This window comes from Herbaspirillum sp. C7C8, from assembly GCF_022627875.1.
In the GTDB taxonomy this organism is placed as follows: Bacteria; Pseudomonadota; Gammaproteobacteria; order Burkholderiales; family Burkholderiaceae_D; genus Herbaspirillum.
Window position 1 is genome coordinate 106,822 of record NZ_JABXGG010000008.1, and the last position, 20,414, is coordinate 127,235.

19 protein-coding genes are annotated in these 20,414 nt (G+C 65.2%); 11 read left to right on the plus strand and 8 right to left on the minus strand.

All coding sequences use genetic code 11. The features are described from left to right. Positions 1–31 precede the first annotated feature (31 nt). A complete protein-coding gene (locus HWE01_RS11700; protein ID WP_241821892.1) occupies positions 32–643 on the minus strand; it encodes an NAD(P)-dependent oxidoreductase in 612 nt (203 codons plus the stop codon). Between the two features lie 186 nt (positions 644–829). On the opposite strand from HWE01_RS11700, the gene HWE01_RS11705 reads away from it, so the two are divergent. Continuing rightward, positions 830–1,762 (plus strand): LysR family transcriptional regulator, encoded by a 933-nt coding sequence (locus tag HWE01_RS11705; protein WP_008333512.1) that lies wholly within the window; start codon positions 830–832, stop codon positions 1,760–1,762. 36 nt (positions 1,763–1,798) lie between these two features. On the opposite strand, the gene HWE01_RS11710 is transcribed toward HWE01_RS11705, so the two are convergent. Further along, positions 1,799–2,359: a PAS and helix-turn-helix domain-containing protein gene (locus HWE01_RS11710; protein WP_008333510.1), complete on the minus strand. Its 561-nt coding sequence runs from the start codon at positions 2,357–2,359 to the stop codon at positions 1,799–1,801. A gap of 267 nt (positions 2,360–2,626) precedes the next feature. On the opposite strand from HWE01_RS11710, the gene HWE01_RS11715 reads away from it, so the two are divergent. Together HWE01_RS11715 and HWE01_RS11720 are read left to right on the plus strand one after the other, a co-directional pair. After that, positions 2,627–3,322 (plus strand): CoA transferase subunit A, encoded by a 696-nt coding sequence (locus HWE01_RS11715; RefSeq protein WP_008333508.1) that lies wholly within the window; start codon positions 2,627–2,629, stop codon positions 3,320–3,322. A gap of 13 nt (positions 3,323–3,335) precedes the next feature. Continuing rightward, complete coding sequence (locus HWE01_RS11720; RefSeq protein WP_241821893.1) at positions 3,336–3,986, plus strand: 3-oxoacid CoA-transferase subunit B; 651 nt, start codon at positions 3,336–3,338, stop codon at positions 3,984–3,986. Positions 3,987–4,092: 106 nt separating this feature from the next. On the opposite strand, the gene HWE01_RS11725 is transcribed toward HWE01_RS11720, so the two are convergent. Then, on the minus strand, positions 4,093–5,607 hold the full coding sequence (locus tag HWE01_RS11725) for a sensor domain-containing diguanylate cyclase (protein ID WP_008333498.1): 1,515 nt from the start codon (positions 5,605–5,607) through the stop codon (positions 4,093–4,095). A gap of 95 nt (positions 5,608–5,702) precedes the next feature. On the opposite strand from HWE01_RS11725, the gene HWE01_RS11730 reads away from it, so the two are divergent. Both HWE01_RS11730 and HWE01_RS11735 read left to right on the plus strand, forming a co-directional pair. Beyond that, the gene (locus tag HWE01_RS11730; protein ID WP_241821894.1) at positions 5,703–7,157 is read left to right on the plus strand and encodes a sensor histidine kinase; all 1,455 of its coding nucleotides are present in this window, start codon (positions 5,703–5,705) and stop codon (positions 7,155–7,157) included. Beyond that, positions 7,142–8,491, plus strand: a complete 1,350-nt coding sequence (locus tag HWE01_RS11735) for a sigma-54-dependent transcriptional regulator (RefSeq protein ID WP_241821895.1) — start codon at positions 7,142–7,144, stop codon at positions 8,489–8,491. Before HWE01_RS11730 ends, HWE01_RS11735 begins: the two co-directional genes overlap by 16 nt. Here HWE01_RS11735 and HWE01_RS11740 read toward each other — a convergent pair. From HWE01_RS11740 to HWE01_RS11750, 3 genes are all read right to left on the minus strand, one after another. Next, complete coding sequence (locus HWE01_RS11740; protein WP_008333492.1) at positions 8,488–9,720, minus strand: MFS transporter; 1,233 nt, start codon at positions 9,718–9,720, stop codon at positions 8,488–8,490. The genes HWE01_RS11735 and HWE01_RS11740 overlap by 4 nt on opposite strands. Positions 9,721–9,793: 73 nt before the next feature. Beyond that, positions 9,794–10,552, minus strand: coding sequence for an SDR family oxidoreductase (locus HWE01_RS11745; RefSeq protein ID WP_241821896.1), 759 nt, complete (start codon positions 10,550–10,552; stop codon positions 9,794–9,796). A 134-nt stretch (positions 10,553–10,686) separates the two neighbouring features. After that, positions 10,687–11,505, minus strand: coding sequence for an SDR family NAD(P)-dependent oxidoreductase (locus HWE01_RS11750; protein ID WP_241821897.1), 819 nt, complete (start codon positions 11,503–11,505; stop codon positions 10,687–10,689). Positions 11,506–11,615: 110 nt separating this feature from the next. Here HWE01_RS11750 and HWE01_RS11755 point away from each other — a divergent pair, with 110 nt between their 5' ends. Further along, positions 11,616–12,557, plus strand: coding sequence for a GlxA family transcriptional regulator (locus HWE01_RS11755; protein WP_008333488.1), 942 nt, complete (start codon positions 11,616–11,618; stop codon positions 12,555–12,557). Positions 12,558–12,571: 14 nt separating this feature from the next. Here HWE01_RS11755 and HWE01_RS11760 read toward each other — a convergent pair whose 3' ends face one another. Continuing rightward, positions 12,572–12,904, minus strand: coding sequence for a DMT family transporter (locus HWE01_RS11760; protein ID WP_008333487.1), 333 nt, complete (start codon positions 12,902–12,904; stop codon positions 12,572–12,574). Positions 12,905–13,117: 213 nt separating this feature from the next. Between HWE01_RS11760 and HWE01_RS11765 the strand changes: the two genes are divergently transcribed. The 4 genes from HWE01_RS11765 to HWE01_RS11780 all read left to right on the plus strand — a co-directional run bounded on the left by HWE01_RS11765 (position 13,118) and on the right by HWE01_RS11780 (position 15,914). Continuing rightward, on the plus strand, positions 13,118–13,852 hold the full coding sequence (locus HWE01_RS11765) for a hypothetical protein (protein ID WP_241821898.1): 735 nt from the start codon (positions 13,118–13,120) through the stop codon (positions 13,850–13,852). A 79-nt stretch (positions 13,853–13,931) separates the two neighbouring features. Continuing rightward, entirely contained in the window at positions 13,932–14,276 is a 345-nt protein-coding gene (locus HWE01_RS11770) for a DMT family protein (RefSeq protein ID WP_008333485.1), read from the plus strand. Continuing rightward, on the plus strand, positions 14,276–15,499 hold the full coding sequence (locus tag HWE01_RS11775; protein ID WP_241821899.1) for an MFS transporter: 1,224 nt from the start codon (positions 14,276–14,278) through the stop codon (positions 15,497–15,499). The genes HWE01_RS11770 and HWE01_RS11775 overlap by 1 nt, the downstream gene beginning before the upstream one ends. 43 nt (positions 15,500–15,542) lie before the next feature. After that, entirely contained in the window at positions 15,543–15,914 is a 372-nt protein-coding gene (locus HWE01_RS11780; RefSeq protein WP_008333478.1) for a c-type cytochrome, read from the plus strand. 22 nt (positions 15,915–15,936) lie between these two features. Here HWE01_RS11780 and HWE01_RS11785 read toward each other — a convergent pair whose 3' ends face one another. Next, positions 15,937–16,815 (minus strand): oxygenase MpaB family protein, encoded by an 879-nt coding sequence (locus HWE01_RS11785; protein WP_241821900.1) that lies wholly within the window; start codon positions 16,813–16,815, stop codon positions 15,937–15,939. A gap of 409 nt (positions 16,816–17,224) precedes the next feature. On the opposite strand from HWE01_RS11785, the gene HWE01_RS11790 reads away from it, so the two are divergent. Beyond that, complete coding sequence (locus HWE01_RS11790) at positions 17,225–20,413, plus strand: efflux RND transporter permease subunit (RefSeq protein ID WP_241821901.1); 3,189 nt, start codon at positions 17,225–17,227, stop codon at positions 20,411–20,413. Position 20,414: the final 1 nt, after the last annotated feature.

Consider the following 20,414-nt stretch of genomic DNA (forward strand, 5'->3'; position numbering starts at 1 on the left):
CAGGCCCGTGATGCAATGATATGGAACGGGATCAGTAGCCTACCGTGAAGCGGGCACGCACGTGCTTCGGCTGTTCCAGTTCGTCCAGCAGGGCCACGGCGTAGTCCTCGTAGGAGATCCAGCTCTTGCCATCGGCACCGACCAGCAGAGCATCCTGGCCGAGGCGGAACTGGCCGGTGCGTTCACCGGCGATGAACAGCGCCGAGGGCGACAGGAAGGTCCATTCCAGGTCGGTTTCTCCGCGCAGGGCATTGAGAAAGTCACGTCCACCGGACGCCTCGGGCATGTATTCGGCGGGGAATTCCGGGGTATCGATGAGCGCCTTGCCCGGTGCGATTTCCAGGCTGCCGGCACCGCCGACCACGGCCAGGCGCTTCACGCCTGCTGCCTTCACCGCCGGCAGCAGGTCGGCGGCACCAAAGGCGGTGAAGCGGCCACTGGAGATGACCACGTCGGCGCCCTTGATGGCGGCGGCCAGTGCGGCAGCGTCCTTGACGTCGGCCGCGACGGCGGTCAGACCGGTACGCTGGGCGATCTTGCCGGCGTCGCGGGCGATGGCGATGATGTTGTGGCCGCGGCGCAGGGCTTCGTCCACGATGCGGGTGCCGACGTTGCCGGAGGCGCCGATGAGTGCGATTTTCATGAGGTTTCCTTTCTGGAGTGGGTACGGACAACTGGGCAGAATCTGGCCTGGAGCAGTCACCCACGTGAACACGTGGTCTTCATGTGGGTATCAGGAGTGGCCATCATAGGATCGCTTTTGATTTCGAAAAACAGCATAATCGATCACAGTTTGTTTCTGAAATCGTTCAAATCATGAGGTGGCGGGATGGATCGCTTGATGGCCATGCAGGTCTTCGTGACGGTGGTGGATGGCGGCAGCCTGTCGGCGGCGGCCGAACAGCTGGACTTGTCGCGGCCGGTGGTGTCGCGCTACGTGGCCGAACTGGAAGACTGGGTCGGCGCACGGCTGCTGCACCGGACCACGCGGCGGCTCTCGCTCACGCCCGCCGGCAACGAACTGCTGCCGCGCTGCCGCCAGATGCTGGAGTATTCCGAGGACATGCGCCATGCCCTTGATGCGCCCGATGAAACCCCGCGCGGGCTCTTGCGCATCACCGCCAGTACCTCCTTTGCGCAGACCCAGCTGATTCAGGCCGTGGTCGACTATGGCCGCCGCTATCCGGGTGTGGCGGTGGACCTGCTGGCGCTGGACCGCACCGTGAACCTGGTGGAAGAACGCATCGACCTGGCCATCCGCATGACCAACCGGCTGGAGCCCAACCTGATTGCGCGTCCGCTCGGGGTGTGCCGCTCGGTGATTTGCGCCACCCCGGATTACGTGGCGCGTCACGGCTTGCCGCGCAGGGTGGAGGATCTGGCCTTGCACAATTGCCTGACGCATTCGTATGTAGGGCGCAGCCTGTGGCAGTTTGATCCAAAAAAGAAAAAAGCCAGGGCCGGCAAGGGAAGTCATGCAGTCAAGACGCAGACCCAGAGCGTGGCCGTCGGCGGCAGCATCAGTGCCAATGAAGTGACGGTGTTGTTGCAGGCGGTATTGGCGGGCGTGGGCATCGGTCACATGCCGGCCTACACGGTGGCACCGCTGGTGGCCAGCGGTCAGCTGGTGCAATTGCTGCCGGACTACGAACCCTTGCAACTGGGCATGTATGGCGTCTATGCCTCGCGCAAGCACATGCCGGCGACCTTGCGCACGATGCTCGATTTTCTCGCCCAGCGGTTTGCGGGCCAGCCGTTCTGATCAGGACGATCGGCTCGATCAGGACGACAAGAATGATCAGGGCGTGATGCTCAGCAGCTTGTGCACCAGCTCGGAGGAGGTGGAGGCAGCGAACTTGCGCATCAGCCGGGCGCGGTGCATTTCCACCGTACGCGGGCTCAGTTCGACCTGGCGGGCGATGAGCTTGCTGGTCTTGCCTTCCACCAGCAGCGCGGCGATCTCGCGTTCGCGCGGGGTCAGACCGGGCGCGATGGGGCGCTTGGCGCTGACATCCTCGAAGGTCCAGATACCGGCCGCATGCGGGTTGTCGCGATTGAGCGCGTGGCCGGTGACGTGGCACCAGAACATTTCATCGTTGGAGCGCTTCATGATGCGCTCGTCCGAATAAAAGCCCTTTTCGTTCAAGATGGGGACCAGGCGCAGGCCGGTGCGCTCGAATTCATCGGCAGTGGGATAGATCTCCTGGAAGGAGGTCTGGCGCAGGGCATCGACCTCGTAGCCGAACATCGCCGCCATGGCCAGGTTGGCCTGCTGGATGACGCGGTTGTGGGAGACGCACATGCCAATGGGCGCGTGCATGAAAACCTGTTCAAAGTCGATGGGAAGTGGCTGGATCATGTGCTGCTGCAATTTGGCTAGGCCCTATCAACTGGCGGGACCGTCCGGCGGACGGTACCATGCTGCATTGCGCCAGGTATTTTTACCGTATTGTATGGCTTATTTCAGCTGCCCTATGATAATTGGCGCTATTTGGAGCCGAATGGGGCCTGGCGACGTCCTCATGCGTTGCGCAAGAGAAGCCCCTGCATCCATCCCTGTTGAAGCCGGCAAGTCCGCCGGCCCGCTTGCAACCCTGCTCGCAAGACAAGAGCCGAAAGGAGACTCGTGAACAAAGTGTATCCAGACGCGGCCACCGCGTTGAAAGACATCGTCAAGGACGGTCAGACCATTGCGGTCGGCGGCTTTGGCCTGTGTGGCATCCCCGAGGCGTTGATCGCCGCCCTGCGTGATTCGGGCGTGCAGAACCTGACCGCCATTTCCAACAACGCCGGTGTCGATGGATTCGGCCTGGGGCAGTTGCTCTCCACCCGCCAGATCAAGAAGATGATCGCCTCCTACGTGGGCGAGAACAAGGAGTTCGAGCGCCAGTACCTGGCCGGTGAACTGGAACTGGAGTTCACTCCGCAAGGCACCCTGGCCGAGAAACTGCGCGCCGGTGGTGCCGGCATCCCCGCTTTCTTCACCAAGACCGGTGTGGGCACGCTGGTGGCCGAGGGCAAGGAGGTGCGCGAGTTTGACGGCGAGCGCTACGTGATGGAACGCTCGCTGGTGGCCGATGTGTCGCTGGTGAAGGCGCAGAAGGCCGACAAGGCCGGCAACCTGGTCTTCAACAAGACCGCGCGCAACTTCAATCCCAACGTCGCCATGGCCGGCAAGGTCACCGTGGTGGAGGTGGAAGAACTGGTGGAAGTGGGCCAGCTGGACCCGGACCAGATCCACACTCCCGGCATCTTCGTGCATCGCATCGTGGTCAACGCCACGCCCGAGAAGCGCATCGAACAACGCACCGTGCGCGCATAAGGAGACACAGAAAATGGCATGGACCAGAGATGAAATGGCTGCGCGCGCAGCCAAGGAACTGCAGGACGGCTTCTACGTGAACCTGGGTATCGGCTTGCCCACGCTGGTGGCCAACCACGTTCCGAGTGATATCGAAGTGTGGCTGCAATCGGAGAACGGCTTGCTGGGCATCGGCCCCTTCCCCACCGAAGACCAGGTCGATGCCGATCTGATCAACGCCGGCAAGCAGACCGTGACGACCATTCCCGGCTCGTCCTTCTTCAGCTCGGCGGACTCCTTCGGCATGATTCGCGGCGGCAAGATCAACATCGCCATCCTGGGTGCGATGCAGGTCTCGGCCAAGGGTGACCTGGCCAACTGGATGATCCCCGGCAAGATGGTCAAGGGCATGGGTGGCGCGATGGACCTGGTGGCCGGTGTGGGCCGTGTGGTGGTGCTGATGGAACATGTGGCCAAGGCCAAGGATGGCAGCACCTCGAAGAAGATCCTCAATGACTGCAACCTGCCGCTGACCGGCGTGGGCGTGGTCAACCGCATCATCACCGACCTGGGCGTGATCGATGTGACACCGGGTGGTCTGAAGCTCATCGAGCTGGCCACCGGGGTGACCAAGGAAGAAGTGATCGAGAAGACCGAAGCACCGCTGGATGTGAGCGAGGTCTGATTGTCATCCCGTCCTCAGCCGGCCGCTGCCGTTGCGGCCGTGTCGGGATGAACGAAGGGCGCCATGACAATGGCGCCCTTTTTGTTGGAGTCCGCATCCACGTGCATCACGCCACGCCGCTGATGCGCACCGCATTGCGCCCATCCCGCTTGGCGCGGTACAAGGCCGCATCGGCGGCATTGAGCACGTCCTCCACACGACGATGATGTTCGCGCTGCAGCGTGGCCACACCGACGCTGATGGTGAGCACGCGCAGCGGACTGGTGGCATGCACGATCAGGCGGCTGTAGACCGCGTCACACAGGCGCTGCGCCATCAGGCGGGCGCCCTGTTCATCGGTCAGTTCCAGCAGCACCACGAACTCCTCGCCGCCGTAGCGGCCGGCGCAGTCGGTGTTGCGTGGCAGGTTTTCAGCAATGGCCTGCGCCACCTCCTGCAGGACCTCGTCGCCCAGCTTGTGACCATAGGTGTCGTTGTAGAGCTTGAAATAGTCCACATCGATGAACAGCACCGAGAAGGTCGAATTCAGATTGCGCCGGCAGCGCTCCCAGGTGGCCTGCAGGGCATCGTCCAAAGCGCGGCGATTGAGCAGCCCGGTCAGGCCGTCGGTGAGGGCCAGTTCCTCCAGGCGCCTTTCGGTGCTCACCCGGCGACGCAGCTCTTGCCGGATATGCGAGAGCAGATAGGCCGAGAGCAAGGCGAAGATGAACAGCGAGAGCAGCACGGCATACAGCGTCTTGCGCCAGCTCTTGAAGATCGTCTCTTGCGCATAGCCGACGAAGACGATCAGCGGCGAATCGGGAATGCGGCGGAACGTATAGAGCCGCTCCTGGCCATCACTGTTGGCGCGGGCGAAGAAACTGCCCTCCTCATGCTGCAGAGCGTTCTTGATATGCTGGAAATTGCCGCTGCCGCTGAGGTCGCGTCCTATCATGTCCTCGCGGTAAGGGACCCGCATGTAGGCCACGCCATCGTCCGAATACAGCGAGATGACGCCATTGGCGCCCAATGACAAGCCTTCGAACAGATCGCGGAAATAAGCCAGGTCCAGCGCCATGACGACGATGCCGCCAAAGCTGCCATCTTCATTGAACAGCCGCTTGGACAGCACCACCACCTGCAGTTCATTGCCCAGCTTGGCCCGCATGGGACGGGAAACGTACAGGCCGACATTGGCCGAATCGCGGTGCGCGGTGAAGTAGGCACGGTCGGCATAATTGGGGGCGGCTTCGCCAGGACGGCGACGCGAACTGGCCAGCACCTCGCCGCGAGGGCCGATGACGGCCATCACCGTGATGTTGCTGACGCTGGGCGCGCTGCCGAACAGATAGGCATAGCGCTGCGCCTCGTTGAGCCGGTGGCCACCCAGCGGATGCTGGTAGCGGTAGGCCAGCGTGTCCAGCGACAGCGACAGTACTTCGAGGTTGCGCGAGATGGCGCGCTGGGAGATCAGCGTCACGTTGTTGGCATTGGCTACTGCCGAAAGACGGGTCTGGCGGTAACTCTGATAGAGCGTGCTGGCACACATGGCCACCACCATCAGCATGGCAATGCCCAGGACGACGACCAGGTATTTCTTCAACTGCTTGATTTTTGTTCCCCCACGAATCCCCAGGCGCAATTAACGCATAAAGCAAAACGCGCTTCCATCTTGATCGGCGGCAACGTGATTGTCCTGCAACAAATGATGAACCGGTGTGCAGCACCGTCTGTCACATGGTTTCATTGGTCGCCCGCTTCATGGTCAAATGCGAGCGCCGCCAACCGAACTGGCGCCGTGCCGGAGGCATCCTGAACATCAAGAACACCATCAAGCGCGACCTGGTCATCCTGTGGGCCTTCATTGCTCTGATCGCCCTCATCCTGGCCTTCCTGCTGCTGCAGCTGAGCCGCCAGGGCGCCTCCTCGCAGATCAGTCAGGCCACCGGCCAGGCCGCCGTGAGCTGTGCGACCATGAGCGCGGGCCTGGCGCACGCGCTCTCTTCCGGCAGTGGCGCGCCCCGCATTGCCACCGACGGAGATGGCCTGCCCGGCAGTGCGATCATGCAGGCGGTGATCGACCTGTCCCTGCGCGATCAGGCCGGAGTGGAGGGGGGCTTCTGGCATCCGCAGCGCAATGTCGTGGCCTATGCCTTCCCGACCTATGACGGCAGCGGCATCAAGCGCGACCCGCCGGGCGCGGAAATGGAACGCATCGTCTCGATGGCGCAGCGCGCCCTGGATGGCGGGACTACCGTCACCGACGTGCGTCCCGGCCTGCGCGAGGCGGTGGTGTTTGCCGCCTGTCCGGTGCCGCTGGACAAGCTGCCCCTGGCCGCCTGGACCCTCAAGCGCGTCCCCGTGATGAGTGCCACGGTGCTCAATCAGTTGCTGGTAGCCAGCGCCCTGCTGCTGGCCTTCGTGATCATCAGCGGTGTATGGCTGGGCGCTACGCTCACGCGCTGGCGCAGCCAGTCCGAACGCCTGGCCAGCCAACTCGCCCATGCCGAACGCCTGGCCACGCTGGGCCGGGTCGCTGCCGGCATGGCCCACGAGATCCGCAATCCCATTGGCGCCATGCGCATGAAGGCCGAGAATGCCCTGGCCGCACCCCCGCAGGTGCGCGAGAAACGCGTGACCGGCGCGCTGGAAATGGTGGTCAGCCAGACCGAGCGCCTGGATACGCTGGTGGCCAGCCTGCTGGCGCTGGCGCAGCCCTTCCAGGTGCAGCGCCAGGCCACCGATCTGTCGGCCTGGATCGATGCCCGTTGCCAGGCCCATGCCGAACTGGCCGAGCGACAACAGGTGCGCTTGCAAGCCGCCATCGACAGGGGCAGCTTTGCCGGGCGTCTCGTCACGAGTGCGCTGGATCCGGTGCAGATGGCGCGCGCCGTGGACAATCTGCTGCTCAATGCCCTGGCGCATGGCACTGCAGGTGGTCATATCGAACTTGGCGCCCGCCTGCGCGACGATGGCTGGCTGGTGCTGTGGGTGGCCGATGACGGACCGGGCGTGCCGGAGGCCTTGCGTGACAGTCTGTTCGACCCTTTCGTCAGCCAGCGCAGTGGTGGCACCGGGCTGGGCCTGGTGCTGGTGCGCGAGATCGTGCATGCGCATGGTGGCGTGATCAACCTGGCCGCCAGTGAACGCGGCGCCCGTTTCGAGATGGAGTTGCCATGGCGCGCATCCTGATCGTCGATGACGATGTTGCCTTTCGCGGCAGCCTGGCCGAGACCGTCGGCGACCTGGGTCACGAGGTGCTGGAAGCCGGCAGTACTGCCGCCGGCCTGAGACTGCTGGGCGCGCATGCGGTGGACGTGGCCATCGTCGACCTGCGCATGCCGGAGGAAGATGGCCTGGTCTTCCTGCAGCGTGCCCCGGCCATCGCGGCCATTCCCTGCATCATGCTGACCGCTTACGCCAGCGGCGACAACACCATCGAAGCCATCCGCCTGGGCGCCTTCGATCATCTGACCAAGCCGGTGCCGCGCGCTGCCCTGGTGGAAACGCTGGAGCGCGCCCTGCGCCAGAGCGCGGCCCGCGCCGATACGGCAATGACGCCAGACACATCAGCCAGCAGTGAACGCAATGCCCTGGTCGGCGACAGCGAGGCCATGCGCCAGGTGTTCAAGCAGATCGGGCGGGCTGCCACCAGCGACGCCACCGTGCTGATCCTGGGCGAGACCGGCACCGGCAAGGAGCTGGTGGCGCGCGCCCTGCATCGCAACGGCCTGCGCGCGGCGCGTCCCTTCGTGGCCGTCAATTGCGCTGCCATTCCCGCCGAGCTGATCGAGAGCGAACTGTTCGGCCACGTCAAAGGCGCCTTCAGCGGCGCCACCGCAGCGCGCCTGGGCCGCTTCCAGGAAGCCCATGGCGGCACGCTGTTCCTGGACGAGATCGGCGACATGGCCCTGCCGACCCAGGCCAAGATCCTGCGCGTGCTGCAGGAACGCGAACTCAAGCCGGTCGGTGGCCAGCAGGCGGTGAAGGTGGATGTGCGGGTGATCGCCGCCACCCACCGTGACCTGCCGCAGGAAATCAGCGAAGGGCGCTTCCGCGAGGATCTCTGGTATCGCCTGCAGGTCCTGCCGATCAAGGTGCCGCCGCTGCGCGAGCGTCCCGGCGACATCCTCGCCATTGCCGAACATTTCCTGCGCCAGCAGGGTGGCGACGCCCCCAAGCGCATCAGCCCGGCCGCAGCGCGCCGCCTGCTGCAGCATGCCTGGCCGGGCAACGTGCGCGAGCTGCGCAATACCATGGAGCGTGCGGCGGTGATGAGCCATGGCGCCTGCATCGAGGCCGAGCATATCGAGCTGGCTGATCGTACTGCCGTGGGCAGCGCCAGCGAAGTCGCCATCGACTGGGACGGCGAACTGGCCGTGGCCGTGGCGCAGGTCGAGCGGGTGATGCTGCAGCGGGCGCTGGCGGCGGCCAACGGCAACCGCGCCGAAGCCGCGCGCCGGCTGGGCATCTCGCGCCAGCAGTTGTATCGCAAGCTGGAAGAGCAGGGGCCTTCCGGCGGTTAAGGCGCCTTCATCCTGCGTTCCAGCAGCACGCCTGCCAGGGCGCAAGCCCCCGCGAACAGCCCGATGCCGCCCACCCATCCCAGCGCCAGGATGCCTGCGCCCACGGCGCTGCCCAGAGAGAAGCCCAGGTACATGGTCGAGGTGTTGAGCGACAAGGCCACAGAGGCCTGTGCGGGCGGACCTGCCGCGATCAGCCTGGCCATCTGCGCCGGAAAGAACGCCCACACCGCAAAACCCCACACCACCACCGCGGCCAGCACCGGCACCAGCGCGGCCTGCGGCGCCAGCAGCGTAGCCGCACTCAAGGCCCAGAATGCCAGCATCAACAGCAGCAGCGACAGCCGCACCACGCGGCCCGAGCCGAAGCGGTCATTCAGGCTGCCGCCCACGGTCACGCCCACGGCGGCAGCGGCACCCCACAGGCTGACGGACATGCCGATGCCCTGGTCGCCGAAGGAAAGCGTCTGCGCCAGGTAAGGCGCAATGTAGGGATAGGCCGCATACGCGCCCACCGACCAGAACAGGGTGATGGCCAGCAGGCGCCGGATCTGCGCTTGCCCCACCACGCCCAGCCGCTCGCCCAGGCCGGCCACGTGCAACTGCCCACCGGCACGCCGATCCACGCCCAGCCAGATGCCGGCCACCGCCACTGCCCCCATCACGGCCACGGCACCAAAGGTGGCGCGCCAGCCGAAGGCATGGCCCACCACCGAACCCAGCGGCAGGCCCAGCGCGATGGCGATGGTCATGCCGCCGCTGACGATGGCCAGTGCCCGTCCGCGCTGCTCGGGTTTGACGATGGCACCGGCCAGGGCGTTGGCGTTGGGCGTGTAGAGACCGGCCGCGACCGCCATCAGCAGGCGCGATGTCAGCAAGCTGGCAAAGCCGGTCGACTGCGCCGCCAGCAGATTGGCCAGGGTGAAGATGCCCATGGCGCCGATGAGCAGGTTGCGCCGGTTGATTCCCGCCGACAGCACCGTGGTAATGGGCGAACTGACCGCCAGCACCAGGGTAAAGACGATCACCAGGCTGGCCACGGTCGAGACGCTCATGCCGAAGTCGGCCGCCATTCTCGGCAGCAGCGGCGCAATCATGAAACCCTCGGTGCCGATGGCAAAACTGCCCAGGGCCAGGAACCCGGCGGTGAGCAGCGAGCCTTGGTGCGGCTGTGCCTGCGGCGTGGAGGAGGTGGGAGTGGTAGGAGTGGTATTCATGGTGGGTTCGACCATCAGCGAGGCGACCGGTCCATGGACAAGAAAGGGACTTCTGCCATGGCCGGTTGCGGTGGAAGAGCGGTCCCGATCAGACCGGGATGGGATTGGCGATCAGCGCGGCGTTGAAGCCATTGACTAACCCGTGTTCATTGGCACCGGGATTGTCGCGCAAGGGCTTGACGGCCTCGACGATGATTTCTTCGGCGTCGCTTTCCAGCTTGGCCATGGTTTCGGCGATGAAGGCATCCAGCGGCATGGCGCGCGGGTCGCCGCTCTTCTTGACCAGATCGGTATCGACCCAGGGCGGGGCGATCTCCTGCACCCGCACCGAGGTGTCGCGCAGCATGAAGCGCTGCGACAGGGCATACGAATGCAGGGCCGCCTTGCCGGCCGAATAGACCGCCGTGACCGCCAGCGGCACATAGGCCAGCACCGAGGTGTTGTGAATGATGGTGGCGCGCGGCTGGGCCTTGAGCAGGTCGATCAGGGCCGAGGTGAGGCGGATCGGGCCCAGCAGGTTGGTGTCGAGGATGTTGCGGCTCACCTGGTCATCGATGGTGCCGCCGGCGTCGTCGAAGGGCATGATGCCGGCATTGTTGATGAGCACGTTGAGCTTGGGGTAGCGTGCCTTGAGGGTGGCGGCGGCGGCATCGATGCTGGCCAGGCTGGAGACGTCGAATTCGATGGCATCCATGCCGGGATTGGCAGCAGTCACTTCATCGAGCAGGGCCTTGCGGCGGCCGCCGATGATGACCTGGTTGCCCAGTTTGTGGAAGGCTTCGGCCAGGGCGCGGCCAATGCCGGAGGTGCCGCCGGTGATGAAGAGGGTGTTGTCGGTCAGTTTCATGATTTTCCTTCACGTGGTCAGGGTTGGGGTGCCGCAAACGCCCGCCCGTAGCGGGCCGTCGCGGCAAGGTTCATATCGGGACAAAAAACGGCCTATCCGTGGTGCTTCGGGCAGTTGCGGGCAGCCTCGGCCGCTCAGTGCAGATCGGTGCGGGTGTAGCGCGGCGCCGGGGTATTGGCGGAAAGCTGGGTGGCCATGTGCTGGCGTGCGCTCTCGAAACGGGTCCAGGCGTCTTCCTCGTGCAGCGAGGGGATGGTGACCAGCTCGCCGCGCTGGAATCCCACCAGGGCCGCATCGACCATCTGCTCGGCCGACATCACGATGGCCGGGTCCAGGTGTTCCACCGGCAGGCCGCCGATGGCCCAGAAGTCGGTAGCGGTGGCGCCCGGCAGCACCGCTTGCACCTGCACGCCCTGGGCCGCCAGTTCGTGGTGCAGCGATTGCGAGAAGGCCAGCACGAAGGCCTTGCTGCCGCCGTAGACGCCATTGAGCACTTCCGGCGCCACGGCCACGATGGAGGAAATGTTGATCACCGCACCCCGGCCACGGGCCACGAAACCGGGCACGGCGGCATAGGTCAGGCGGGTTGGGGCGGTGACGTTGAGGGCGATCATGCCGGTCATGTGCTCGACCTTGCTTTGCAGCAGCGGCGTATGGGTGCCGATGCCCGCATTGTTGACCAGCAGGGTGATGCTGGCATCGCTGCGCAGTTTCTCTTCCACCTGGGCCAGCGAATCGGCCTGGCCGAGATCGGCCTCCAGCACTTCGACGTTGCGGCCGGTCTGGTTGGTCAGGCTGGCGGCCAGGGCATTGAGGCGCTCGCGGTTGCGCGCTACCAGGATCAGGTCGTAACCCTGGCGTGCCAGGCGGTCGGCGTAGATCGCGCCGATGCCGGAGGATGCGCCGGTGACGAGGGCAGTGCCACGATGGACTTGGTTTTGCGGCTGGTTCATGCTGTTCTCCTTGGGTGTGGTGTGTCGATGGAGTGCATCTTAGGCCGCTTGCAGACTTCCTGAATGACGTATATGGTAGTGTTTTAGGACATTCGTTACGGAGTCAGGACATGCACCACATCGGCTATCTGCTCACGGAAGGATTCCAGGTCATGGGCCTGGCCACGCAGTCGGTCTTTGAATATGCCAACAAGGTCGTCGGCCACGAGTTCTACCGGATGCACAACTATTCGGTCGATGGCGGCGATGTCACCTCGTCTCTGGGCATGCGGGTCAATACCGGCAAGGCCGCCGCCTCGGCCACCATCGATACCTGGATCGTCTGCGGCGTGGGCGATCCGCTGGAGTCGCCCGCCAGTGCCGGGGAGCGCGCCTTCCTGCAGCGCGCAGCCAAGCGGGCCAGGCGCATCGCCGGCATCTGCACCGGCGGCTTCGTGCTGGCCGAGTCGGGGTTGCTGGCACGGCGCCGTGCCACGACGCACTGGGCCTTCGCCGCCGCCATGCGCACGCGCTTCCCCGACATCCAGGTGGAAGACGACCGCATCTACATCGTCGATGGCCCCCTGTGGACCTCGGCCGGCATGACCGCCGGGCTGGACCTGGCGCTGGCCATGGTCGGCAAGGACCTGGGCGAGGAGGTGGCGCGCGGCGTGGCGCACAAGCTGGTGATGCACCAGCATCGCGCCGGTGGGCAGTCGCAGCATTCCGAAATGCTGGCGCTGGCACCCAAGACCGACCGCATCCAGGATGCGCTCAACTATGCCCGCCGCCATCTCAAGCGCGCCCTCACGGTGGAAGAACTGGCCGAGCAGGCCAACCTCAGTGCGCGCCAGTTCACCCGGGTGTTTACCGCAGAGACGGGGCAATCCCCGGCCAAGGCCATCGAGGGCTTGCGGCTGGAGGCGGCGCGCTTGATGATCGAGCAGAGCCGTCATCCGCTGGAGGTGGTGGCGCGCGAGACGGGTTTCAGGGATCGCCGCCACATGCGTGAAGTGTTCCTGCGCGGATTTGGCGTGGCCCCGCAATCGATGCGGCGCGAAGTGCGCGCCTGAGGTGTGAACAGTCCCTAGTGCGCCGCACTGGCCGAAAACAGATTGATCACCATGACGCCGGCCACGATGAGCGCAATGCCTGCGATGGCCGGCCAGTCCAGCCGCTGATGGTGAACAAGCCATGCCGCCAGGGTGATGAGCACCAGACCCACCCCGGACCAGATCGCATAGGCCACGCTGGTGGGCAGGGTGCGCAGGGTCAGCGCCAGGCAATAGAAGGACACCCCGTAGCCCAGCACCACGATGATGCCCGGCAACAGACGCGTGAATCCCTGTGAGGATTTGAGGGCGGTGGTGGCGATCACCTCGGCGACGATGGCGACCGCCAGGGTCAGGTAAGCGGACATGCGGGTTTCTCCTGTGGATAAATCAAGTCGTTCAACGTGTGCCGGCGCGCGGCGCGGACAGTGTCCGGCAACGGACGCCAGGGTGTCACGAGAACGGACACCGCTCGAGGAGGAATAGTTTCAAGTCATTGATTTTCAAGGGATTCATGGCAGGCACGGGGTTTGCAAAAAAGAGAGCGTACCTCTCTCACCTCACAGCGCAAAGGAGTTGTCATGTCCCGTTCCACCTTGCTTCCTCGTTGGCCAGTTGCGTTCCCGGCCCTGGCCCTGGTCCTGTCCGGATCGATGATGGTGGCCCAGGCCCAGGCCCAGGCCGTGCCGGCCCCGCCGCCGGGCGCCGCGCCGCTCGCCGCGCCCATGGCGCCCCCGCCTGCCACCTATGATGCCGCCATGACCTCCCAGGCGCCCATCACCGAAGGTCGCGTGAGTCGTCTGCTGATCAATCCCTATGGCGAAGTCGATGGCCTGATGGTGGGTGAGCGCACGGTCGTCAAGTTCCCGCCGCACCTGTCGCAGACCCTGCAGAACGCCGTCAGGCCGGGCCAGTCGGTGCGCGTGTTCGGCCAGGCGGAAGCGGCCGGGGTGATCAAGGCCGATGCCATCGTCAACCTGGCCAACGGCCAGACCGTGATCGACCGCCCGCCTGCCTTCGATGCCAATCCGCCGCTGCCGCCGCATCTGCGCGCAGCACAATTGCGCCAGCTCTCGGTGCGCGGCAAGATCGCCCTGGTGCTGACTGACCCGCGTGGCCAAGCCAATGGCGTGATCCTTGATGACGGCAGCATCGTGCGCTTCGCCCCCGACAGCCTGCGCACCCCGCTGGAACCCGGCGCGCCATTTGCTGCCAATGGCCTGGGAACCCGCAACAGTGTCGGCACCGCCATCGAGGCCATCGATGCCGGCGCCAGCGCCGATTCCCTGCAACCCTTGTACAGCCGCGTCCGATAAGGGTTTGCGGCACAGGCAGGCGGCCGCTCTGCCCGATGTCCTGCGTGTCATTTCATCCATCTGATCAAGAACAAGAACCATGTCGCCAAAAATCCTTCCCATCGTTTTCCTCATCATCTCCAACGTCTTCATGACCTTTGCCTGGTACGGCCACCTCAAGTTCGAGAACCGGCCGCTGTACCTGGTGATCCTGGTCAGCTGGTGCATCGCCCTGGCCGAATACTGTTTCGCGGTGCCCGCCAACCGCATCGGCCATACCGTCTACAACGCCGCCGAACTGAAGACCATGCAGGAGGTCATCACGCTGGTGGTGTTTTCGATCTTCTCGGTGCTGTACCTGGGCGAGCAGTTCACCATCAATCACCTGGTCGGCTTCGGCTGCATCTGCCTGGGCGCCTTCTTCATCTTCAAGGGGCCCCTTTGATGAATGCCAGCGCCGGCTCCATTGCCTGGCTGTCCAGGCTGAACTTCTTCCTGGCCGATGTGCGCGACGGACTCGGCCCTTTCCTGGGCGTCTTCCTGATGGGTCATGGCTGGGCCGCTGACGACATCGGCTATGTGATGACGTTGGGCGGTATCGCCGGCATGCTCGCCACCACCCCTGCCGGCGCACTCACCGATGCGGTGCGCGCCAAGCGGCTGGTAGTGGGAATCGGTTCGGTGCTGGTGGTGGCGGGCTCGCTGCTGTTGCTGATCTCGTCCAGCTTCACGGTCACGGCCCTCTCGCAGGTCGGCACCGGCATCGTCGGCGCCATCATCGGACCGGCCATTGCCGGCCTGACGCTGGGCATCGTCGGCCAGCAGGGCTTGCCTGCGCAGCTGGGAAACAATGAGGCCTGGAACCACGGCGGCAATGTCTTCTCGGCGGCGCTGGCCGGTGCACTCGGCTACTTCTGGGGCTTGCCGGCGGTGTTCGTGCTGATGGCGGTGATGGCGGTGGCGTCGCTGGTGTGCCTCTCGCGCATCCGGCCCGAGGACATCGACCATGATGTCGCCCGTGGCCTCGATCCTGAACGTGCCGCCGACCAGCCGCAGGTGTCCACCTGGCGCGTGCTGGCCGGTTCGCGTGCGCTGATGCTGCTGGCGCTGGTGATGATGCTGTTCCACCTGGGCAATGCGGCCATGCTGCCCTTGCTGAGCCAGTCGGTGGTCTCGCGCGGCAATGCCGATCCGGCGCTCTATACGGCGCTGACGGTGATCGTGGCGCAACTGGTGATGATCCCCACGGCGCTCTTTGCGGGTCGGTTCGCCGACCGCAAGGGCTACTGGCTGTTGATCACCGTGGCTCTGCTGGCGTTGCCGGTGCGCGGCCTGGTAGCCGGGGTCTGGGATTCGGCCTGGGCGCTGTTGCCGGTGCAGATGCTCGATGGCGTCGGCGCGGGTTTGCTGGGGGTGGCCTTGCCGGGCTCGGTGGCGCGCATCCTGCAGGGTAGCGGCCACATCAACATCGGCCTGGGCGCGGTCACTACCATCCAGTCCATCGGTGCAGCCATGAGCCCGGCATTGGCCGGCGTGGTGGCCAGGCACTACGGTTATGGCGCGGCCTTTGCAGCCCTGACCGGGATCGCCTTGCTGGCGCTGGGGGTGTGGGGTGCGCTGGCGCAGCGGCGGGAACATGGGGCCGCACCGATGGCGGTTCAGCGCTAGAATCCCCGCATGCCCGCCAGGGTAGAACTTTCAAGAGTCGATCATGCGTTCCTGCCTGTTGTTTGTCCTTTGTCTTGCCAGCCTTCCGCTGGCGGCCCACGCGGCCGGCGACCCCGTCGCCGGCCGTGCCGCCTTCGCCAAATGCGCCAGCTGCCATGCGGTCGGCCCCTCGGCGCGCGGCGGCTTTGGTCCGCAGCTGACCAACGTGATCGGGCGCAAGGCCGGCTCCACCGTCGATTTCAAGTATTCCCCGGCGATGGCATCGGCCGGTTTCATCTGGACCGAAGACAAGTTGCGCGCCTTCCTCAAGGCCCCCAGCGATGTGGTCCCCGGCAACAAGATGCGCTTCTGGGGCATCGGCAGCGACAAGCAGATCGACGACATCCTCGCCTACCTGCGCAGCTTCAGGCCCTAGGCCGACATTGCCACCCTCTCCCTCAGGGCTGCGGCGGCAAGCCCATGCGTCTGCGGGCCAGATGAATGGAGCCATTGCGCATGGCCCAGCGGACAGGCTGCGCAGCCAGCCATACCGAGCGGCGCAGCAGTTCGCGCCGCATCGGTCCGCGCGGCCTCACACCCAGCATCTCCTGCGCCCAAGGCGGCAGCAGGTCCACGCCGCCGCGCATCATCAACCTCGTCCAGGGCTGTGCTACCGCGTTGGGAGCGGGTGCATCCAGGACCAGTTGCAGGGTCGTGCGGGTACGGTCGTCACAACGCAATTGCGGTCGCATGCGGTCGATGTAATCGGCGATGGCCGCCCTTGAACGCGGCACCTCGCGTGCGCCCAAGGCTTCGGCGACCAGTGCGATCTCCTCCAGATAGCGGTCTTGCCGTGCCGCCGGAAAATCCGGATGGCGATAACGCAGATAGCCCTGCAGGAAGCAATGCACCTCGGCCACGTGGACCCAGGTGAGCAGATCCGGATCGCTGGCCGCATAAGGGCGTCCGTCGGGCGCAGTCCCGGTGACGCCAAGATGAATCTGCCTGACGCGCGCAATCAGCCGCTCGGCGTCGGCCCGGCTGCCGAAGGTGGTGCCGGCGACGAACTGCGCGGTGCGGCGCAGCCGGCCCAGCATGTCGGCCTGGAAGTTGGAGTGGTCCCAGACGCCTGCCAGCGGCAGCGGATGCAGCATCTGCAGCAGCAGCGCGGCCACGCCGCCGGTGAGCATGGCGGTGAAGTCACTGTGCACCTGCCAGGCCGCCGAGTCCGGGCCGAACAGGCCGGGGTCGCCCGGCGGCTGCAGGAAGTCGGCACTGCCGGGGCCGCGACTGATGGCGAGGACGTTGGCTTCGATGCGCTGGCGCAGGAATTCCATGATGCAGAAATGGCGAGAAGGAAGGGCAGTGTGCCATAGCGACCGCATTCTTGCCGGGGCCTTCATGTGGACTTTTTTCCGGATGTGCTGGCAGCCGGCGAGAAGCGCTTCGCTGACATTTCTGTCAGAAAGCGATTTGTCGAAAAGCCTTCTGCACGCGGCTTGCGAGGCCGTTACAATAGCCACGCCGCGCGGTCCCAGAAGAACAACATCGGGGCGCAGGGCAGCGCAAAACAAGCGCACATTCAGGCAACGCGGCCGGGACACCGGGGAAACACGCCAGGCCGCGCCAGAGGTCATGCAGCATCACGGGAGAGGACGGCCGACATCGCACGGGATGCCGGCTGCGGGCAGGGCTGAGCCACAGGGCAGCCGGTCCGGCCTGCCCGTTTCACAGGGATAGCAGTTCATGAACATGGTTGCGCTGGCCTTGCGCCGCCCGTACACCTTCATCGTGATGGCCTTGCTCATCGTGCTGGCCACGCCATTGACGCTGAAGAACATGGCCACCGACATCTTCCCCGAGATCAATATCCCGGTGGTCTCCATCATCTGGAACTACAACGGCCTGTCGGCCCAGGAGATGGGCCAGCGCATCGCTGCGCAAAACGAGCGTGGGCTGACCACGGTGGTGAGCGACATCGAGCACATCGAGTCGCAGTCGCTGGCCGGGGTGACGGTGATCAAGGTGTTCTTCCAGCCCAAGGCCAACATCCAGACCGCCATTGCCCAGGTCGTGGCCTCGGTGCAGACCCAGGTGCGGCAACTGCCACCGGGCATTACGCCACCGCTGGTGATCAAGTACTCCGCCTCCAGCATCCCGGTGATGCAGCTGGCGCTGTCCTCGCCCACGCTGCCTGAGCAGACCGTCTTCGATGCCGCCGTGCAGACCCTGCGTCCGCAACTGGTGACCATACCCGGCGTGGCCGTGCCTTATCCCTACGGCGGCAAGAGCCGGCTCATCTCGGTGGATCTCGATACCCAGGCCCTGCAGGCGCGCGGGCTGGCCCCCATCGATGTGGTCAATGCGATCAATACGCAGAACCTGATCCTGCCTTCCGGCACCGCCAAGTTCGGCGCAACCGAATACGCGGTCAGGATCAACGGTTCGCCCGAAGCGGTGGCGGGCCTCAATGAACTGCCGGTGCGCACCACCAATGGCGCCACCACCTATGTCAAGGACGTGGCCAACGTGCGCGATGGCTTCTCGCCCCAGACCAACGTGGTGCGCCAGGATGGCGCGCGCGGTGTGCTGCTGTCCATCCTCAAGAACGGCGGCGCCTCCACGCTGGACATCGTGGACAACCTGCGCAAGCTCCTGCCCACGGCCGCCCAGACCCTGCCGGAAGACCTCAAGATCACTCCGCTGTTCGACCAGTCGCTGTTCGTGAAGGCAGCCGTGACCGGCGTCATCAGCGAGGCGCTCATCGCCGCCGGCCTCACCGCGGCCATGGTGCTGCTGTTCCTGGGCAACTGGCGCAGCACGCTCATCATCGGACTGACCATTCCGCTGTCCATCATGGCGGCCATCCTGATGCTGGCGGCGCTGGGTGAGACGCTCAACCTCATGACCCTGGGCGGTCTGGCACTGTCGGTCGGCATCCTGGTGGACCAGGCCATCGTCACCATCGAGAACATCGAACGCCACCTGCACCTGGGCAAACCGCTGCACGATGCCATCATCGTCGGCGCCGGCGAGATCGGCGTGCCGGCCTTCGTGGCCACGCTGTGCATCTGCATCGTGTTCGTGCCGATGTTCTTCCTCTCGGGCGTGGCGCGCTTTTTGTTCGTGCCGCTGGCCGAGGCGGTGGTGTTTGCCATGGCCGCTTCCTACCTGCTTTCGCGCACCCTGGTGCCCACGCTGGTGATGCTGCTCATGGCCCACCATGGCCAGGTCGACAGCACCAGGCAGAGCCTGTTGCAGCGTCTCTATCGTGCCTTCGACAACCGTTTCGAGCGCGTGCGCCACGGTTACACGCTGGTGTTGTCCTCGCTGCTGGCGCACCGGCGCCGGTTCGCGCTGGGCTTCCTGGGCTTCTGCCTGCTGTCCTGCCTGCTCTATCCTTTGCTCGGGCGCGACTTTTTCCCCAATGTGGATGGCGGCCAGATCCGCCTGCACATGCGCATGCCCACCGGCACCCGCATCGAGGAAACCGCACGCGCCGCCGATGAAGTCGAACGTGTCATCCGCACCCTGATCCCGGCTTCCGAACTGGAGACCATCCTCGACAATCTGGGCGTACCCAATTCCGGCATCAACCTGTCCTACAGCAATGCCGGCACCATCGGTACCCTGGATGGTGAAATCCTGATGGCCTTGAAGCAGGGCCATCGCCCCACCGAGGAACTGGTGTCGTTGCTGCGCGAGCAGTTGCCGCGCCGCTTCCCGGGCATCGAGTTCTTCTTCCAGCCGGCCGACATCGTCACCCAGATTCTCAACTTCGGCCTGCCGGCCGCCATCGACGTCCAGTTCACCGGTCCCAACATGCAGGCCAACGCGCTCCTGGCCGCCGAACTGACCAAGCGGATCCGCCAGATTCCGGGGGCGGTCGATGCCCACGTGCATCAGCGCCTGGATGCGCCCGCGCTGGACCTGCGCATGGATCGCACACGGCTTCAGCAGTTCGGCCTGTCGGCGGCCAACGTCGGACAGAACCTGCTCATTGCCTTGTCGGGTAGCTCGCAGACGCAGCCGGCCTTCTGGCTCAATCCCAACAATGGCGTGGTCTACAGCATCGCGGTGCAGTCGCCGCAATACCAGGTCGATTCGCTCGATGCCCTGCTCAACATTCCGGTGGGCGCCGGCGCCAATGCCACCACACCGCCGCAGTTGCTGGGCAACCTGGTCGATGTGCATGCGGGACGCCAGATGGCGGTGGCCTCGCGCTACAACATCTCGCCGGCCATCGATGTCTACGTCAGCGTGCAGGGCACCGATCTGGCCAGCGTGGCCGACAAGGTGGCCACCCTGGTGGACGAGATCAAGCCCAGGCTGGCGCGCGGCAGTCAGGTGGTCATGCGCGGCCAGGTGGAGACCATGCAGTCCTCCTTCATCGGCCTGGGCGTGGGGCTGGCCATGGCCATCGTGCTGGTCTACCTGCTGGTGGTGGTGAACTTCCAGTCGTGGATCGATGCGGCCATCATCATCGCCGCCTTGCCCGCAGCCCTGGCGGGGATTGCCTGGATGCTCTTCATCACCGGCACCACGCTGTCGGTGCCGGCCTTGACCGGCGCCATCATGACCATGGGCGTGGCCACGGCCAACAGCATTCTGATCGTGGCTTTTGCGCGGCAGCGCAGGCAAGACGGTGCCACACCGCTGGCGGCCGCGCTGGAAGCGGGTTCCACCCGTATCCGTCCGGTGCTGATGACGGCACTGGCCATGATCATCGGCATGATCCCCATGGCCCTGGGCCTGGGCGAGGGGGCCGAGCAGAACGCCCCGCTGGGGCGTGCCGTGATCGGAGGTCTGTTGCTGGCCACCGTATCGACCTTGTTCTTCGTGCCGGTGGTGTTTGCCGGCGTGCATCAGCGACTGGCCCGCCGCGCCGAGAGACGTCGCATTCAGGCGGGCGGGCCCGCGCATCAGGAGTCTTGAA

Coding starts and splice junctions, on each gene's coding strand:
- HWE01_RS11760 (WP_008333487.1), bottom strand. CDS start 12,904: ATGTCCGCTTACCTGACCCTGGCGGTCGCCATCGTCGCCGAGGTGATC.
- HWE01_RS11790 (WP_241821901.1), top strand. CDS start 17,225: ATGAACATGGTTGCGCTGGCCTTGCGCCGCCCGTACACCTTCATCGTG.
- HWE01_RS11785 (WP_241821900.1), bottom strand. CDS start 16,815: ATGGAATTCCTGCGCCAGCGCATCGAAGCCAACGTCCTCGCCATCAGT.
- HWE01_RS11735 (WP_241821895.1), top strand. CDS start 7,142: ATGGCGCGCATCCTGATCGTCGATGACGATGTTGCCTTTCGCGGCAGC.
- HWE01_RS11780 (WP_008333478.1), top strand. CDS start 15,543: ATGCGTTCCTGCCTGTTGTTTGTCCTTTGTCTTGCCAGCCTTCCGCTG.
- HWE01_RS11765 (WP_241821898.1), top strand. CDS start 13,118: ATGTCCCGTTCCACCTTGCTTCCTCGTTGGCCAGTTGCGTTCCCGGCC.
- HWE01_RS11770 (WP_008333485.1), top strand. CDS start 13,932: ATGTCGCCAAAAATCCTTCCCATCGTTTTCCTCATCATCTCCAACGTC.
- HWE01_RS11755 (WP_008333488.1), top strand. CDS start 11,616: ATGCACCACATCGGCTATCTGCTCACGGAAGGATTCCAGGTCATGGGC.
- HWE01_RS11720 (WP_241821893.1), top strand. CDS start 3,336: ATGGCATGGACCAGAGATGAAATGGCTGCGCGCGCAGCCAAGGAACTG.
- HWE01_RS11745 (WP_241821896.1), bottom strand. CDS start 10,552: ATGAAACTGACCGACAACACCCTCTTCATCACCGGCGGCACCTCCGGC.
- HWE01_RS11710 (WP_008333510.1), bottom strand. CDS start 2,359: ATGATCCAGCCACTTCCCATCGACTTTGAACAGGTTTTCATGCACGCG.
- HWE01_RS11740 (WP_008333492.1), bottom strand. CDS start 9,720: ATGGTCGAACCCACCATGAATACCACTCCTACCACTCCCACCTCCTCC.
- HWE01_RS11750 (WP_241821897.1), bottom strand. CDS start 11,505: ATGAACCAGCCGCAAAACCAAGTCCATCGTGGCACTGCCCTCGTCACC.
- HWE01_RS11775 (WP_241821899.1), top strand. CDS start 14,276: ATGAATGCCAGCGCCGGCTCCATTGCCTGGCTGTCCAGGCTGAACTTC.
- HWE01_RS11730 (WP_241821894.1), top strand. CDS start 5,703: ATGGTTTCATTGGTCGCCCGCTTCATGGTCAAATGCGAGCGCCGCCAA.
- HWE01_RS11700 (WP_241821892.1), bottom strand. CDS start 643: ATGAAAATCGCACTCATCGGCGCCTCCGGCAACGTCGGCACCCGCATC.
- HWE01_RS11705 (WP_008333512.1), top strand. CDS start 830: ATGGATCGCTTGATGGCCATGCAGGTCTTCGTGACGGTGGTGGATGGC.